We start from the raw sequence: 16,185 nt of genomic DNA on the forward strand, positions 1-16,185 counted from the left end.
AAGAGCTATGGTTGAATTGTATACACTCTTATCTCATTTAAAAGGCTGTCCTGAAGTTTTTCTGGAACAACCAGTTGAAAATCCTGTAAGTATTAATACTCATGCACTTGTGGCTGACTGTTTCCGTATGGTATCCGGCGATTTTCTTTTGGATAATAATGCTATTCCATCCACCAAAGAGTTAAATGATCTGGATGGGAATATCATTCCAGCAATTCGAATCGGCTGCTGGCTATTTTCGCATTCAATCTTCGAGGGAAAGCCTGAACTCCTTCCGGCAATAAGGCTATTTATGTTTCAAAAATTACCTGTGCTTGCACCCCTGGTAGAGAAAATGCAATGGTTGGAGGATGAAGATCGAACAGAAGAATTTGTGCGTCTTGCTCTCCGATGTTGCGAGATCCTGACCGACAGGGAAACCCAGATACAGGCCGAGGACAGATTGGATGCACTAGATACCATAAAACGGCAAAAGGTTCTGAAAGAGTCATCCGGGGCATTTGAACGAATGATGGAAATTCGTAGGAAAATGGCCGAACAGAAAGCCAGGGAAGCAGCAAATGTATATGGAAGGGAATAATAAAGGACCTCAAATAGCTTTGTCGGACAAGGAACGATTTCCATTAATTCAGGATTTAAGTCTGTTAAATGAGTTGAGGCAGGACCATTTAGCTCCTAAATTCAATTTTATGAGTGGAGACAGACTAACGGCCAACTCGCTTACAATGGTAGAAAACTATGCCCTGGAAATTCGTGGCAAGACGGAGTTTTGGACAGAGGGCAAATTTCCAGAATGGCTGGGTGCCTTTTTTCAAGCTTGTCTTATCAATGTGCCCTTCTACCATAACAGGAAAGGAGGATTCTTTAATCAACCCAGCATAAGCAGGGATGATATTAGAAAGCAGCCCTGGGCTTTTGTGTCGAAAGAGGCGGATTTGAATGAGTTATTGGTTTACCAGACGTCGGGAACCACTGGAGCTCCACTGGACGTGCTTTTTGATCCTGTTTCCCAGGCCTGCTGGCTTCCTCAAATGCAAAGCATTTTGGACCTTTATGGTATCTCTATTGGCGATAAAGCAAGAAAAGTGGCTATAGCGCTAATATGTTCCCAGCAATCTACCTTAACTTACGCCTCATTGTCAAGCTACTTAAGAGGAAAGGGCATTTTAAAGATCAATCTAAATACTGCAGACTGGAAAGATGCCACCCACCGGGTCAAGTATCTCGAAAAATACAACCCTGAAATTCTTACTGGTGACCCATTTGCCTTTATGGATCTTCTTGAACTCAAACCGCAAATTCAACCTAAAGCTTTAATTTCCTCCGCAATGAAATTAAATGCAGGTGTAAAGGCGGAGCTGGAAAATTATTTTAATGTTCCAGTGCTCGATGTCTATTCCCTAACGGAATGCCGGAATATCGCTGTTGCGGAAAATGGAAGACATAGGTCTATACGTCCTGATCTATTTCTTGAAATATTCCATCCTGACCGGGACGAAGTACTGTCAGAAGGAGTAAGGGGCGAACTGGTTGTAAGTGGCGGTAATAATCCTTTCCTTTCATTAGTAAGATATCGAACCGGCGACTATTGTAGCTTGAGGATGGAGGACGGAATACCTTTCCTAATTGATCTTGAGGCTCGTAAACAGGTGACATTCTATTCCTTGGAAGGAAAATTAATTAACCCCGTTGATATCTCGAGAAGAATGACGAAGTTTCCTCTTGCTGGCTTTAGACTTCATCAGGAGGCCAGCCTTGCATTACATTTTGAAGCTTGGACCAACGAGGAACTAACAGAAACACTCACTTTAGAATTGCTTGCTATCTTTGGCGCCGTTCCTGTAAAGGTTAAAATAGAAAAGGTAGGCGATGGAACTGCTGCCAAAATAGTTTCCTACTCCAGTTACTTTTCTGAAACTGATTTATAATACTTCTGATGGGTCTTTTTGATATAGAAACTATTGCCTTTACTGTCCTCAATTATCCCGTGAGTTATGTTGAATTGATCGGCACCCTCTTCGGTTTTATTTCTGTATTCCTGGCCTCAAAGGTTAATATCCTAACATGGCCAACAGGTATTCTTAACGAGGTATTTTTATTCCTCTTGTTTTTTCAGGTCCAGCTTTATGCCGACATGTTTTTACAGGTTTACTTTCTTACAGTTACCCTATATGGCTGGTACAACTGGAAGGTGAAAACCCCGGAGAACACTATCAAAAAATTAAGCTTTGGTTCTCTTGGTAACACAATCCTCCTCATAGTAGTACTATCAATCCCTGCTGGTTATTTGATTCAAAACCTTCATTTGTACCTGCCACAATACTTTAAAATTCCAGCAGCATTTCCCTACATTGACTCATTGGTTATGACTGCCAGTATTTTTGCTACCATCTTGTTGTCTCAGAAAAAGTTAGACAATTGGTACATTTGGATATCAGTAGACCTGATTTGTGTGGTGCTTTATTCCGTAAAGGGGATCTATTTTTTAGCACTAGAATATTTTGTGTTCCTTGGCATGGCCATTTACGGGTATCATTATTGGAGAAAACAGCTGATCAATGGTTAAGGCATTTGTTTTTGGAAAGTTTCTACCTTTTCATAAAGGACATGAGGCACTCATACGCTTTGCCCTGCTTAAATGCGATTTCTTATCTGTACTGATTTGTTGCAGCGATAGGGAAGGGGTGGATGGAGAAACAAGGAAAAGCTGGATAGCGAACAGTCTCGGTAGTGCGGATAATTTAAGCATACAGATCTTCAATTACCTGGAATCTGAATTACCTAATACTTCAGAATCCTCACAGGAGGTTTCCAAGCTGTGGTCGGCCCGTTTCAAAGAAATGTTCCCTGATTATAACCTAGTAGTTACTTCAGAACCCTATGGCGATTACGTAGCTTCCTTTATGAATATCATACATATTCCTTTCGACCGGCAAAGAGAAATCGTACCTGTTTCTGCAACTGCAATAAGACAAGACCTTTTATCTAATTGGAAATATCTTCCGAAATCCTCCAGAACTTATTTAGCTTTTAAGGTGGTTATCCTTGGAACAGAGTCTACAGGAAAGTCTACTCTCGCCGCTCAACTTGCAGACCACTATCAGTGTACACTGGTTACGGAAGCTGGCCGGGATTTAATTAAGGATTCCAAAGATTTTTCTTACGATGATCTTATCTCCGTTGCTCATGAGCATTCAACCAGAATAGTAAATGCAACAGGTGGTGACCATCCGCTTATCATAATTGACACCGATATTCATATCACCAGATCCTATTCCAGATTTGTGTTCAATAAAGATCTGGAAGTGGAAGAGTCTCTTTTGAATCATAACAAGGCAGACCTTTATTTGTATCTCAAAAACGATGTGCCATTCGTTCAGGATGGAGGAAGGCTAAGTGAAGAAGACCGCAATCGATTGGATACTTTTCACAGAGAGATACTACAGCAAGCCGACGTTAAATTGATAGAAATTGAAGGCCATTGGTGTCAAAGATTTGAAAAGGCCGCACAGGCTATTGATCGTCTTTTAAATAATAACAGGCTTACTCTGGACTTAAAAAAAGCGCCCGTATAAATCTAACGGGCATTATTTAAATAGCAAACCTTATAAATTTTGAAAGAATAGTTAAATTTTTAGCTTAATGCTCTTTCAACCGACCAACTACAGAATCCAGACTTCCTTTTAACCGGTCAACTGCTCCTTTTATTGCAAGCTCTGGTGTATCTGCGAAATTGGTTATAACTACAGGATTCAAGCTTTCCAATTTTGCTTCAATCACGCATTTTATTCCATCCTTGCCCTCTTTTGGTCCATTCTCGTCACTAACGTGAACATCAATACGGGTAATGTAAGTGCTAAAGCGACTAAGCGTTTCTTTTATAAATTCTGAGAAATACGCTATATGTCTTTCACCTCCCTGAATGTGATGATCTGTGTTGATGCTAACTAACATAGTTTTAAGTTTTAATGAATAAAAAGGCAATATAAGAGAGTAAACTTTTCTATGTACAATTAAATTTATTTTATAATGATTTCATATTACACTTAATGGTAACTTTTCTTAACCCTCCGGTATATGGTGGTAGTGCAGAAGTAATATTTAAATTTTAATTGACATGGAAATCCGTATGAAATAAACTTTCGTAAGTTGACAGAAAAATTTAGCTATCTAAAATTAAGTAAGTTGCGATCATTTTTCACATTCTTCTTAATCATATGTTCAAACATCAAATTATTCTTTATAATTTCAACCCGTCGTAGAAAAATTGCTGATCTATTAGTCGTTCCTAACCAATCCAATTTTAATGAGTTTTCAAACGCGAATTAATAACTGGTTTAAAGAGTTTAGAAAGTACCTCCTGTTTTACAGAGATGGATACTTTGAGCTTCCTTATTTGTCCAATTCGCCAGAACTAATGGTCGAGTCTCTGAAACGTGTTCCTTTTACCAAACACGATCCCGCCACTAGTACAATTAAAACTAAAAGCATATTTTCTGAAGGTACTTTTTATTACCGGAAAATAGGCGATGGCCTCTGGGTATTAGTATCAGAGATCACTTTTAAAAAGCATGTAGCAACAAAAGCACTTAAAGATACAGGACGCTGTGACTATTACTTTCTTAATCACTTCAGATATAGTAGCAGGACAAGAGGGATTGCTATAAACGGACTAACCATTCCCAAACAAGGATGGTCAATATCTAAGCCCGGAACGGAAGTGAACAGCTATTTCAATCCGGGGGATAGTGGTGTTTTTATTAACATCGCTTTCAACGAAGACTGGCTAAAAAAAAACCTGAAATGGGATAAAGAGAGTGAGTTTAGTAGTTTTAAGAAGTTTATTGATTCTAATAATACCTTTAAAACATGGGCTGATATTATCCCTGAGGGAAACCACCTAACAAATAGCTTATTGAATCATTTGCGGGATAATAATGAGACCTTAGGAAACATCCAGCTAAGCATTGTTTGTCTCCAACTTATAGCAAGTTTTCTTGCCAAAGTTTCAAAAAGCGATTATTCTGGTGCGGTGTCAACTACCGAATCCGATCGGCGCTTGCTGGCCAGAGCAGAAGATCTTATTACCCAATCTGTAATGCAAAGCTTTCCCGGAATTGAAAGGATTGCAACTGCTGTTAATATAAGTCCCACTAAACTCAAAACGATCTTTAAAGCCACATATGGGGTAACGATGTTCCAGTACTATCAGGAAAAACAGATGAAGGTTGCTAAAAAACTCCTTAATGAAGGACGAACGATAAAAGAGGTAGCTCTAATGATGGGATACGACAACCAAAGTAACTTCCGTGCGGCCTTCAAAAAATATTTTGGACATAATCCCTCTAACCTTTAATATTGATTATCAGTAGTCTAGGAGAAGAAAGTCTTTTGTAACCATTAAAATGTCTTATCCAACTAATTTGGGAGTAGATTATTTCTCAAATTTGTAATAACAAGAACGGAGACATCTATCTAAAACAATCTGTTTAAAACACTGTTTGTGGTGTGTCTCTTATTTATTAAACGCATTTAAATTTTATAATTATACTTAACATCTACCAGACATTTCGCAGCCTTACATCTACCTTGAAAGAGTTGCGCTCAAACTAATTCAAACATAAATTGAAAAAAACAAAAGGGTCAAGACAATAAGTCTTTTGACATGCAGCCCTGCAGCTACCTATGACCTCCGCCTCAAATTAGAAATTGCTTCGACATGAAGTGTTTTAAATAATACGAGCCGGAGGTTTTTCTTTTTACCAGCCCCGTGAATATTCCAATTTTTAAATTCTGCAGAATTGCTTTTTTTCTATATTTAACGAATAAAATAGAAGTATGACAAACGACAGCCAAACCTTAAACAAAACCTTTAATTCAAGCATTAACGTTTCCAAAATTGAATATCCCGTTACCTTCAAGTTTAAAATTGGCACCTTTGGTAACGACTTTATAGTCACAGATGCCACAGGTCGAACTATTGCTTTTGTAAGGCAGAAACTTTTTAAGCTTAAGGAAGCAATTATGATCTATTCAGATGAGAGTAAAACGGAGTTATTATACCAAATAAAAGCGGATCGCTGGATAGACTTTAATGCTAATTATGCGTTCTCAGATGGTAATGACCTGGCTCTGGGAAGTGTTGGTAGAAAAGGCATGAAATCATTATGGAAAGCCAGTTATCAGATTTTTGATGAGGGTAAGAATCTTGAATTCAACATTCGGGAAGAGAATCCCTGGACTAAAGTATTTGATGCACTACTTGCAGAAGTTCCGTTTTTAGGAATATTTACGGGTTATTTCTTTCATCCTAAATATACAGTAGCCGATTCACAGGGAGCGCTTGTAGCTCGCCTGTCTAAAGAGTCTTCTTTCTTTGGAAGGAAATTCAGACTAGACAAACTGGAAGAAATAGAAACTTCAGAGAGCGAACGGATCATCCTGGGTTTAATGATGATGGTATTACTAGAACGCAGGAGAGGGTAGGGCCTTATCTGGCCTGGAAATCTGCCTTTACCGTATTTTGTTTCTTAAGCTAATGAATGATTAATTAATCTTGATAATTAACTAATTTCATGAAACATACTTTATCTCTCTTGTGCTTCTTCCTGACTGCTTGCGCTGGGAGCGGTAATCGCCAGCCTGAAACTATTAGGGTCACAGGTGAAGGAAAGATCAGAGCTAAACCTGACCTTGTCATCCTAACACTACAGGTATCCTTCACGCAACCAAGAATGGTTGATGCAGTAAGAATGACCCAGCAGACTGTCGACTCAGTGCTAACTATTCTCAACAAGTTTAAAGCAACGGAGAATGATATAAAAACAAGTAGTATTTCCGCCAATAAGAGTTATGAATATAACGGGCGCACAAATGTTTTTATGGGCTACCACGCGGAGCAATCGATCGATTTTGTATTGCATGATATAAAGAAGTTTACAGAGTTGACAGGAAAATTGCTAGAGACCAAGATCAGCAGTATATCAAGAATAGAATTTGATCATTCCAAGGCAGACAGTCTGTTCCGTGAAGCAGATCTTTTAGCCTATGATGATGCCTTCCAGTCTGCAACCAAGTTGAGCAGTAGAGCTAATGTTACTTTAGGTAAACTTGTTTTTTTAAGTAATGCCGGTCCTGGAAGCGCTGATGGGAACTACTATAAATCCAATGAAGAAATACAAACTTTCGGAAAAGGGTACGGAGGTAGTGGGTTTAAAATTTCACCGGAAGTGATGGAGTTTAAAAGGACAATAATTTCTGAGTACGAAATTAAGTAGGTATTTTCTATTTATTACTTTCAATTCACTGTTAAGCTTTCATACTCAGTTCAGGTAAGTTCAGGAAATTACATGATATTTCCTGAACTTGAGTTAATTGCGTTAAACGCCTTGGCTTTATGTATATTGTCTCGATGGAAGTTGAGGACGCTTTCCTTATTTGAAGAAAAGCTTAAAAGGGCTAAACAGCCCTCTCAGATCATTAATAAAAAGAACGATTATATCACAAATATCAACCCACATTGTTACCTGAAAATTAAGGTAATAATATTAAATCTGTAAATCTGAGTTTACACCAGGAAACCCAAAAGGAAGGTGGATTTCTTAAGGTTTCAAGATAACTTACTTTTCGCTGCTTCTACTTGCTACAGCTTTTAATATTTCAGAAGATAACGGTTTAGAATAGTAGCCTTTTACTGCTGAATAAAATTCAGACTTAGCCTTGTCGTTTGGATCAATTGAGGAGGTAACAATAAAAACCTTGATGTCCTTATTGATTAGCGCCCGGATGTTTTCAAACATTTCTAAAAATTCCCAACCGCTTACTCCAGGCATATTCAGGTCGAGTAAAATAATATCTGGTAATTGTCCAGTACCATAATAAGCATCCACAAGATCGATCAAGGCAACCTTTGGATCGATATAGCTCCTATAGTTCTCAAACACTTTGTGGTGTTTTATTAACGCATCTGCTAAAAAGTGATGAGTAGGGTCATCATCAATAAGAATTACTTGGTGCATCTTTTCTACGTGGTAAATATAAAGTGTACGCTAACCATCATTCAAAAAAAGATTCAGAAGACGATAAACTAGGACCGGTTATTAATCAATCAGTACTTCTTGTACGAGGGCGGGTACAAAAAGGTTTGTCATTCTATTAAGATAAATTCACCATAGAAAATTTCATGGGAAGAATCAAGGTGCATATTTTGATGATTATTACGAGCTTTAGGGGAAAATAAGCAGGAATGATCACAGCCTTTATTAATGGAATTATATTTTCGGGAGAAGAGTTTATATATAACAAAGTGCTGGTTATAGATGGGCGCAAGATTAAGGGAATAGTAGAACAGAACGAAATTCCATCGGATGCACAAGTGGTCGACTGTAAAGGAGGCTGGATTTCTTCTGGTTTTATAGATCTTCAGGTGTATGGTGGGGGAGGCGTGCTATTTTCAGACGCACCATCGGTACAAGCACTGCATCAAATGGGAGGGGGATTGCTTGCTTCCGGAACTACTTCCTTTTTGATCACGCTTGCTACAAATTCCCTTGATGTTTTTCGCCAGGCCATTCTCGTTACAAAAGAAAATCCTCATCCCGCAGTTCTCGGCTTGCATCTTGAAGGCCCCTATTTAAACCCTGTAAAACGGGGGGCGCATCTGCTTGAGTTTGTCAGAAAGCCCGATACAAGCGAACTTAAAGATTTACTTGAAAATTCAGGTGGGGTGGTTAAAATGATGACCGTAGCACCTGAAATATGCCCCGTTGAGTTTATTGAGACACTAAAAAAGAATGATGTAGTAATTTCTGCAGGCCATAGTAATGCCACCTTCGAACAGGGAAATCTGGGCTTTTCACAGGGGATCAAAGCAGCCACACATCTATTCAATGCGATGTCTCCTTTCAATCATCGGGAGACTGGCCTTCCAGGTGCCATTTTCAAATCAGAAAGGGTCTCTTCCAGTATAGTTGCAGATGGTATCCATGTTAGTTTCAATGCACTAGAAATGAGCAAGAAAATAATGGGTGAGCGATTATTTCTTATAACAGATGCGGTTGAAGAAAGCGCAGGCGTTTATCCTCATATCCGTGATAAAGACCGCTTTATTATGCCTGATGGTACTCTTTCGGGATCTTCACTAACGATGATGAAAGCAGTCGCTAATTGCGTCCATCAAGCAGGAATTCCATTGGAGGAAGCCCTAAGAATGGCTACACTTTACCCGGCAAGAGTAATTGGTGCAGATAATCTGGGAAGAATTACTGAAGGCGCAGATGCAGACCTTGTCGTATTTAATCAGGAATTCCAGATAAAAGCGGTATTTTCAAAGGGGAAACAAGTTAAATGAAGCACTCCTGATCTCACCAAAACATTTCTGGCCAATCATTTGCTTGATCATTCAAATGATTAATTTAAGAAACCTGCTGTTGTCCCTAATAGTCCCCCTTCTTATTTCTGGCTCCTGTACAGATCAGACGAATCAGGATGCAGGAAAACTAAGCAGTATTTTCAAAGATACCCGGAATGGTTCTAATGGAACTGTTTCCGATGATAATAACAACTCAGAATCAGCTAAGGGTTCCTGGTTATTGGTACCTGGAATTTCCGCCGGATCAACAAGTATCAATGAAAATGCAAGCGAAGTTCTAAAGAAGCTAGGAAAACCAGATGGAGGGGATGCAGCTATGGGTAAAGCTGTTATTTTTTGGATTGGTGGAATTCCAGGTAAGAAACATACTACCAGCATTTACACGGTTAGGCAGCCTATTGATAGTCCAGACGCAAAAGTTAAAGAGATCAGAGTAACCTCCCCCCAATTCAAAACAAAAGAAGGCAACGGCGTTGGAGGCACGAGGCTTGGAATCGAAAAAGAATTCAAGCTCAAAAGAAATACCTTCTTCAACCCTGCCTTAGTATACGATACAACAGAGGGGATTGCTTTTGAATTTTCAAAAGATACAGGCTACTGCACGGCTGTGGTTATTTATGAAAAAGGAAAGAGATTGCCTGAAGCCTATCTGAGCTTAAGAGAAGCGAACCAATAAGTCGTTCAAACTCTTGATGTTTTTTATAATTTTTCAACCTTAGCCTCTTTTGGAAAAGATCTTTCTTATCTATATTTACCTCAGATAGTTCGCTAAGAGTAAAACCCTTTAAGGTGATCTCTTTCGGGAATATCGAAATATAGATAGAATAGACAATAGCCTTAATAACCATTCCTTATGCCAGCAATTTTACCGAACCCTCTTCGCCGTTCCCTAAAAGCCCTATATATAGTTTTTTTTCTGGTTGCGTTTTCTTCCATCAGAACAATTGGGGCATCTTTACCCAAGATCTACTCTTCGTCAACACCCTCCTGGATAAACCCGGTTGCTGAATCCGCTTCGAAAGTAAACCCGAGGGAAGTAAGTGAAGGCTATTATTTTACTTTAGTCGACATGCAGGAACACGTAGAAAAGCAAGCCTCCTACCTGCATTATTGTAAACAGATAATCAGCGAGTCTGGGGTTCAGAACAGCTCGCAAATTTCAGTTAATTTTGATCCATCATTTGAGAAGCTTGAATTTCATAAAATCATTATTTGGAGAAATGGCAAGGCGTCAGAAAGGTTAAATCTTAAAGCCTTCAAGATTATAGCTAACGAAGAAGATCTCTCCCGTTTTATTTATCAAGGTACCTACACCGCCTACCTTATCCTTGATGATATCCGAAAAGGTGATAAAATAGAATATTCATATACGATTACCGGTCGCAATCCAATTTTCAAAGGGAAATTCAGCAAAGAGCATTATTTGCAGGGCTATACTGCTATTAACAAGGCTTATCTTAGTGTAATTTGTTCATCTTACAGGAAATTGAACTTTAAATATTTCAATACGGTGAACAGTCCCAAAGTGCAGAATATAAATGGGTTGAATCGCTACGAGTGGGTCTCACTTCAGGTAAAACCTGCAATTCAGGAGGATAATCAACCCTCCTGGTACAATAATTTTAACAGAATTCAAATTAGCGATTATAAAAGTTGGAACGAAGTTTCTATCTGGGCTAACGAACTAAATAGACCAAAGACAAACTTAACTGGAACACTTGGAGCTCGGGTACAAGCTCTGAAAAAGAAGAATGCCGGAAATCAAGCAGCCTACTTTCGCGATGCTGTAACCCTTGTTCAGGATGAAGTTAGGTATATGGGTGTTGAAATGGGAGTTTATTCTCATAAAGCTCACGATCCTGAGAAGGTCTTTGAGCAGCGGTATGGCGACTGCAAAGACAAGTCTTTGTTACTGATCTCTATCCTAAAATATGGCGGTGTTAATGCTCACATGGCATTGATCAATACCTATTATCAGGATAAAGTAGCAAACTTCTTACCCTCTCCTTTAAACTTTAATCATGCAGTTGTAATCGCCTATTTAGGCAATGAGCAATTTTGGGTAGATCCAACAATTAGCGGACAGGGTGGAACGGGAACCAACTTATGGTTTCCTAACTACCGGATGGGGCTAATTGTATCTCCAGCTACCACTAAGCTAAGCAACATTCCAGAAGTAGCATCAGGATTCGCAACCATGCGGGAAACCTTCACGGTTGACTCTGCAACCATGGGCGCCACCTTGTATGTCAAAACCAAATATACCGGTAATATGGCTGAGAACGTGAGGGCAGACCTTGCGAATCAAAGTATTAATGAGGCTGAAAAAAGCTATCTGGACTATTATGCGCGTATTTATAAAGAAATTGAAGCAGGAGATACTGTAAAGATCCGGGATAACCGGGCTAAGAACGAACTCGAAATTGAGGAGTTCTATAAGATCGAAAACTTCCTTAAGAAGGAGAAAGACAAATCAAGTTACAGAGGTGAATTTTATGCATATCAAATCAAAGATGTCCTGCCTAAAGTGACCGCCGCCAGGAAAAGTCCCGCGTTCCTCAATTACAGGTATTCTATATCTTATACTGCCTCAGTGGTGCTTCCCGGAGGATGGAATATAGAACCAGAGAATCAGGAAATTTCACGTAATCAATACCGGTTTTATTACCGAAACTTCACGGTTGCAGATACGCTGAATATGGATTATCAGTACACTGTAACTGCTGATCATATCGCTTCCTCAGATATGAAACAAGTTGTAAAGGATGTGGAGGACATCGATAACAACTACCTCAGCTTTAATTTTACTTATAATCCTGTTGGAACTCAGGCAGGCGGAGAAACGAACTATCCAATGCTTCTATTTGCTATAAGTCTAGTGGCTACAGGTGCTTATGCCATCTTTCGTATCGCAACGATGCATACTTCGTCAGATATGCCCGAGTACGAACCCACACCTATAGGCGGTTGGTTAGTAATTCTTGCTATTTCACTTCTGGCTACCGTTATAAGGCCTCTCTTTTTTATTATAAGTCAGAGCTATTTTAATTTAGGTTTATGGTCCGTCTATGATACCCGTGAATGGGCGACAGCGTTTAAGGTTTTACTAATATTTGAGGTAGCCGGAAATTTGATTTTATCCCTGGGGGGTGCCTTATGCTTATGGCTGATGTTTAAAAAGAGAGACATATTCCCAAAAGTTACCACAGCAGTCCTATGCTTTTCCATTGTATTCACATTAGCCGATACCGTTCTCGCCGCGGTATTTCTGGATGTCAGGGAGAGTACAGATCCCGATTTAATAAGAGGTATAGTGGGTGCTATGATCTGGATCCTTTATCTATCCCGTTCTTACCGTGTAAAAGAAACCTTTGTAATGCCCTATCCTCAGTATTATTTGGAAACGGGCGAAGATATGCTGCATGAGAAAGAAGATGAAGAAATAGGAGTTTGAAAATAATTCCTATATTTGAAGCAATTCCTTTAACTCTTAACACCCAGGAATTATGATCTTATTCAATTACATATAGCCCTTTCGTTCTTCAACCAAAACCGGTTGTGTCTATTCTATTATTTATTGTAATGCAAGGCATTGCCGAAAGGTATATCCCAACGGGATGAATAAACCCTTACTAAATTTACAAATTCAGGCTTCTTAAATTAAGATTTAAAATCGAATGGATATTTATTGTACTCCAGAAGAACGGTATATACAGGCACTAGAGGAGTTAAGATATGGAGAGACGGCAAAATCCCTCCAGCTGTTCAATCAGCTTCTGCTAGCTGAAAGCTCCTATGCCCGGGCATATTACCAACTAGGAATTATTCACTATCATTATATTAAAGATTATCAGGCTGCCGGTTACTATTTCGAACAGTGTATCGCACTTGAATCCAATTTTCCTGATGCTTATCAGGAGTTCATTAAACTGCTTGTATTTCTTAACATGCCGAAGAAAGCGAAACAGATCATTGCTGACGCCCTGGTGGTTAGGGGAATTGATAAAGCTTTTATTTTTGAGCAGTTAGGTTTGCTGGAAGAAAAGAACCAGCAATGGAAACATGCGTTAGAAGCTTTCGCGAAGGCTTTTATGTATGCTCTTAAAAAAGAGAAAGCAGACGAGCTTAAAGAAACAATGGAACGTGTAAAGGATAAGATCAGCGGAACTGCAAAGTTTGTTTATAGCTGTGTATAATCAATAAGTTAGGGCAGTACTTAGTACTGCCTTAATTTGTTAATGGTGATTTCAATTTTCTTTCAGTAAAGAATATAGAAGTTGACTGGATATAAGGGAGAAAATATGGTGTGCTAGAATTGGTACTTCATTAAAATATTTTAACTTAGTCGAAAGGTTAAATCCTAAGCCAGCTATGAAAAAACTAACTATTCTACTTCTAACATTCATTCCATCCTATTTATTTGCGCAGGAATTGCATTTGCAGACTGGGCAAGAATTTGAAATGCAAACCAGTAATGAAATTTCTGGTCCATCACCGCAAAGCACGCTTTGTAATTTCCAGTTTAAAGTAATATCACGCGATGGAGGAAACACATATTTACGGTGTTCCTTAGCCCGTATAAAAAGCAAAATGACTTATGGTGAAATTAATTCTGATAAACTACCTAAAACTCAGCTAAGTTCTACGTACCCTTTGTTACCCCTGGCACTCCTTCAAAACCCATTTACTATCGTCCTCAGTAATAAAGGAGAGTTGAAGACGATTGAAGGGCTGGATGAGATAGTTAAACAAGCTGTGAACAAGTGGCAATTGCCTCCTGCACGCGAGAAGGAGATGCTCGAAAATGCTAAGGGATTCCCACAATGGATATTGAAAACATTATTCTTTCAGGGATCTCCCTCAAAGATTGATCTCGGTACTGAGTGGTATAGTATTGATACTGCTGTAAAATATAAAGTTACAGGGATTAAGGGAGCTTTGCTGGACATAAAGTACGAGACGCCGGCAGAGAAGAAAGCAGGGGGAGACCTGAAAGGGAGCATGGTGCTAAATACCGTGACCGGATTGATTGAGTTTAAAGAATTGATAGATAAGCACCAGGAAGAGAACTTCCAAACCAGGGAGAAGGTACAAGTTACACAAACCTGGAGAAATGAATTGATAGCTGCACCCAAAAAATATATTGTTGACACCGCGTGGATAAAAATGGCTGTCAAAATGAGCTACTGGAGCGACGCACTGAAGCATGGTGGTGAATACGACAATAAAACCGTCCGAGCTTTTCTTCAAGGCTATGAGAAACAATTCCGTGCAGATCCTTACTATGCCGTAAACAAATTAGATGTGATACAAAGGGTTAAAGACAATTATGAGGAGTACCGCAGCCAATTGATAAAAACACCTAATCATTATATAGCAGAAACAGCCCACCATCTTAGTAATAAGATCGGCGATGTGCTTGCTATTCACCCCGACTCGGCTTATGCTGTTTCAGCATATCTGATAAAAACTCCACTGTTCTATTCCTGGGTTCAAAACAGCTATGCACAAAATTTTAGAAGCTTACTTTCCGAAAGTAGTCTTGCTGATATGAGAAAGCATTTCACGGAGAGAGGCTTCTCTAAAGAAAAGATGATAGTATGCAAACAAAGTTCCTGGCAACTGAAAAGAACAGCTATCTTCTGCTTGAAAAATTGAACAACGACAAAGATCCTAAATTCGAAACATCGGTTAAGCCCCTTTACCTTTGGGTAAAAGCAAAGCAAACAAGCGACTCAAAAAGCCTGATCAAGCTATCGCAGGTTTTCAAAAAATTAAATACTGCTTACTGGATAGATGGTAATGCAGGGCGTTACCAATTATTGCTGAGTCAGATGCTGACGAAGAAAGGAGAGATTGATGAGGGCAAAATCCTTTTAGACGATGCGATCCAAAAGCTTGAGAAGTTAAATGCTGATACCCTTAATAAATATAGGATGGCCCATCGGAATCTATTAGCTGGAGCATACTATATCCAGTACCTGGAAGACCATAAAAGGGGAAATTCTAATTCTTTAAGTTTTCTTTCAAAGGCAGCTGAATATTCACCGAAAAGTGCTAAAGAGATGGCACATGAAAGCTTTTATGATCGTGTATTTTTAAATACAAAAGAAGGCTACCGTAAGGAATTTGTAGAGAAGTTGTTCGAATCAGGCAACAGGGACGAGGCATTGAAAGTGTTCGCTTTGCATCTCAACTCTAATCCTGACGAACTCGAGGACATGAAACAACTCTATCAAAAGAATTTCCCTGACAATTCTTTCAGTACTTTTTTATCAGAACGAATGATCTCTTCATGGACCGATGCTCCTGACTTTACGTTAAAAGACCTGAAAGGGGAGGAACACAGTCTTAAAGACTTTAAAAATAAATGGCTGGTGCTCGATTTCTGGGGTACATGGTGTGGTCCATGCCGACAAGAAATGCCCGATCTTAATAAATTTAACCTGGCTATTAAAGAAGGCAAACACCCGGATGTAAACTTCCTAAGTATAGCCTGCAGCGATACTCCTGAAAGTGTTGGGAATTATCTAAAAGCTAATAACTTTATAATTCCAGCAGTAATGTCTAACAATCTGATTGAAAGAGACTACAAGGTGAACGGCTACCCCTCAAAATATATCGTAACACCCGACGGAAAAATGCTAAATATAAAGTTTGGTAAAGACTGGCAAGCAATCCTTAATAGTTTTATCAGCAATTATAAGAGGGATTAATGGATCTAAAGGTTAGATAAAGTAACAGATCTTGTGTTAAAAAAGGCCAGACTCTACCTGAAACGCTATTGGAGAGCTGGCCTTTTAATTAACGCAACG

The 16,185-nt window shown here is 39.1% G+C and carries 15 protein-coding genes; 13 read left to right on the forward strand and 2 right to left on the reverse strand.

What is annotated here, in order from left to right; genetic code table 11:
* Positions 1-7 precede the first annotated feature (7 nt).
* Genes J4N24_RS16495 through J4N24_RS16510 form a run of 4 tightly spaced genes read left to right on the forward strand, consistent with a single transcriptional unit; the run spans position 8 to position 3,575 of the window.
* The gene (locus J4N24_RS16495; RefSeq protein ID WP_207534808.1) at positions 8-580 is read left to right on the forward strand and encodes a hypothetical protein; all 573 of its coding nucleotides are present in this window, start codon (positions 8-10) and stop codon (positions 578-580) included.
* On the forward strand, positions 567-1,928 hold the full coding sequence (locus J4N24_RS16500; protein WP_207534809.1) for an AMP-binding protein: 1,362 nt from the start codon (positions 567-569) through the stop codon (positions 1,926-1,928). The genes J4N24_RS16495 and J4N24_RS16500 overlap by 14 nt, the downstream gene beginning before the upstream one ends.
* Positions 1,929-1,936: 8 nt before the next feature.
* A complete protein-coding gene (gene pnuC / locus J4N24_RS16505; RefSeq protein WP_207534810.1) occupies positions 1,937-2,566 on the forward strand; it encodes a nicotinamide riboside transporter PnuC in 630 nt (209 codons plus the stop codon).
* Positions 2,559-3,575 (forward strand): AAA family ATPase, encoded by a 1,017-nt coding sequence (locus J4N24_RS16510; RefSeq protein WP_207534811.1) that lies wholly within the window; start codon positions 2,559-2,561, stop codon positions 3,573-3,575. Before pnuC ends, J4N24_RS16510 begins: the two co-directional genes overlap by 8 nt.
* Positions 3,576-3,639: 64 nt before the next feature.
* On the opposite strand, the gene J4N24_RS16515 is transcribed toward J4N24_RS16510, so the two are convergent.
* Positions 3,640-3,954 carry an HPF/RaiA family ribosome-associated protein gene (locus tag J4N24_RS16515; protein WP_207534812.1) on the reverse strand — a complete coding sequence of 105 codons (315 nt, stop codon included), beginning with the start codon at positions 3,952-3,954 and terminating at the stop codon, positions 3,640-3,642.
* 352 nt (positions 3,955-4,306) lie between these two features.
* On the opposite strand from J4N24_RS16515, the gene J4N24_RS16520 reads away from it, so the two are divergent.
* The 3 genes from J4N24_RS16520 (at position 4,307) to J4N24_RS16530 (ending at position 7,277) form a co-directional block, all read left to right on the forward strand.
* Positions 4,307-5,356, forward strand: a complete 1,050-nt coding sequence (locus tag J4N24_RS16520; RefSeq protein ID WP_207534813.1) for a helix-turn-helix domain-containing protein — start codon at positions 4,307-4,309, stop codon at positions 5,354-5,356.
* A gap of 482 nt (positions 5,357-5,838) precedes the next feature.
* The gene (locus J4N24_RS16525; protein WP_207534814.1) at positions 5,839-6,486 is read left to right on the forward strand and encodes an LURP-one-related family protein; all 648 of its coding nucleotides are present in this window, start codon (positions 5,839-5,841) and stop codon (positions 6,484-6,486) included.
* Between the two features lie 89 nt (positions 6,487-6,575).
* Positions 6,576-7,277 carry an SIMPL domain-containing protein gene (locus J4N24_RS16530; RefSeq protein ID WP_207534815.1) on the forward strand — a complete coding sequence of 234 codons (702 nt, stop codon included), beginning with the start codon at positions 6,576-6,578 and terminating at the stop codon, positions 7,275-7,277.
* Between the two features lie 342 nt (positions 7,278-7,619).
* Here the strand turns inward: J4N24_RS16530 and J4N24_RS16535 are convergent, their stop codons facing one another.
* Positions 7,620-8,018, reverse strand: a complete 399-nt coding sequence (locus J4N24_RS16535) for a response regulator (protein ID WP_207534816.1) — start codon at positions 8,016-8,018, stop codon at positions 7,620-7,622.
* A gap of 227 nt (positions 8,019-8,245) precedes the next feature.
* On the opposite strand from J4N24_RS16535, the gene nagA reads away from it, so the two are divergent.
* The 6 genes from nagA to J4N24_RS16565 all read left to right on the forward strand — a co-directional run bounded on the left by nagA (position 8,246) and on the right by J4N24_RS16565 (position 16,086).
* Positions 8,246-9,349, forward strand: a complete 1,104-nt coding sequence (gene nagA, locus J4N24_RS16540; protein ID WP_207534817.1) for an N-acetylglucosamine-6-phosphate deacetylase — start codon at positions 8,246-8,248, stop codon at positions 9,347-9,349.
* 55 nt (positions 9,350-9,404) lie between these two features.
* Positions 9,405-10,046 (forward strand): hypothetical protein, encoded by a 642-nt coding sequence (locus J4N24_RS16545; protein ID WP_207534818.1) that lies wholly within the window; start codon positions 9,405-9,407, stop codon positions 10,044-10,046.
* Positions 10,047-10,223: 177 nt separating this feature from the next.
* Positions 10,224-12,824: a DUF3857 domain-containing protein gene (locus J4N24_RS16550; protein WP_207534819.1), complete on the forward strand. Its 2,601-nt coding sequence runs from the start codon at positions 10,224-10,226 to the stop codon at positions 12,822-12,824.
* Between the two features lie 223 nt (positions 12,825-13,047).
* Positions 13,048-13,566, forward strand: a complete 519-nt coding sequence (locus J4N24_RS16555) for a tetratricopeptide repeat protein (protein ID WP_207534820.1) — start codon at positions 13,048-13,050, stop codon at positions 13,564-13,566.
* 175 nt (positions 13,567-13,741) lie between these two features.
* Positions 13,742-15,028: a DUF6263 family protein gene (locus J4N24_RS16560; RefSeq protein WP_207534821.1), complete on the forward strand. Its 1,287-nt coding sequence runs from the start codon at positions 13,742-13,744 to the stop codon at positions 15,026-15,028.
* Positions 14,971-16,086, forward strand: coding sequence for a TlpA family protein disulfide reductase (locus J4N24_RS16565; RefSeq protein ID WP_207534822.1), 1,116 nt, complete (start codon positions 14,971-14,973; stop codon positions 16,084-16,086). The genes J4N24_RS16560 and J4N24_RS16565 overlap by 58 nt, the downstream gene beginning before the upstream one ends.
* Positions 16,087-16,185 lie beyond the last annotated feature (99 nt).

This window comes from Desertivirga arenae (genome assembly GCF_017355785.1).
Classification (GTDB): domain Bacteria; phylum Bacteroidota; class Bacteroidia; order Sphingobacteriales; family Sphingobacteriaceae; genus Desertivirga; species Desertivirga arenae.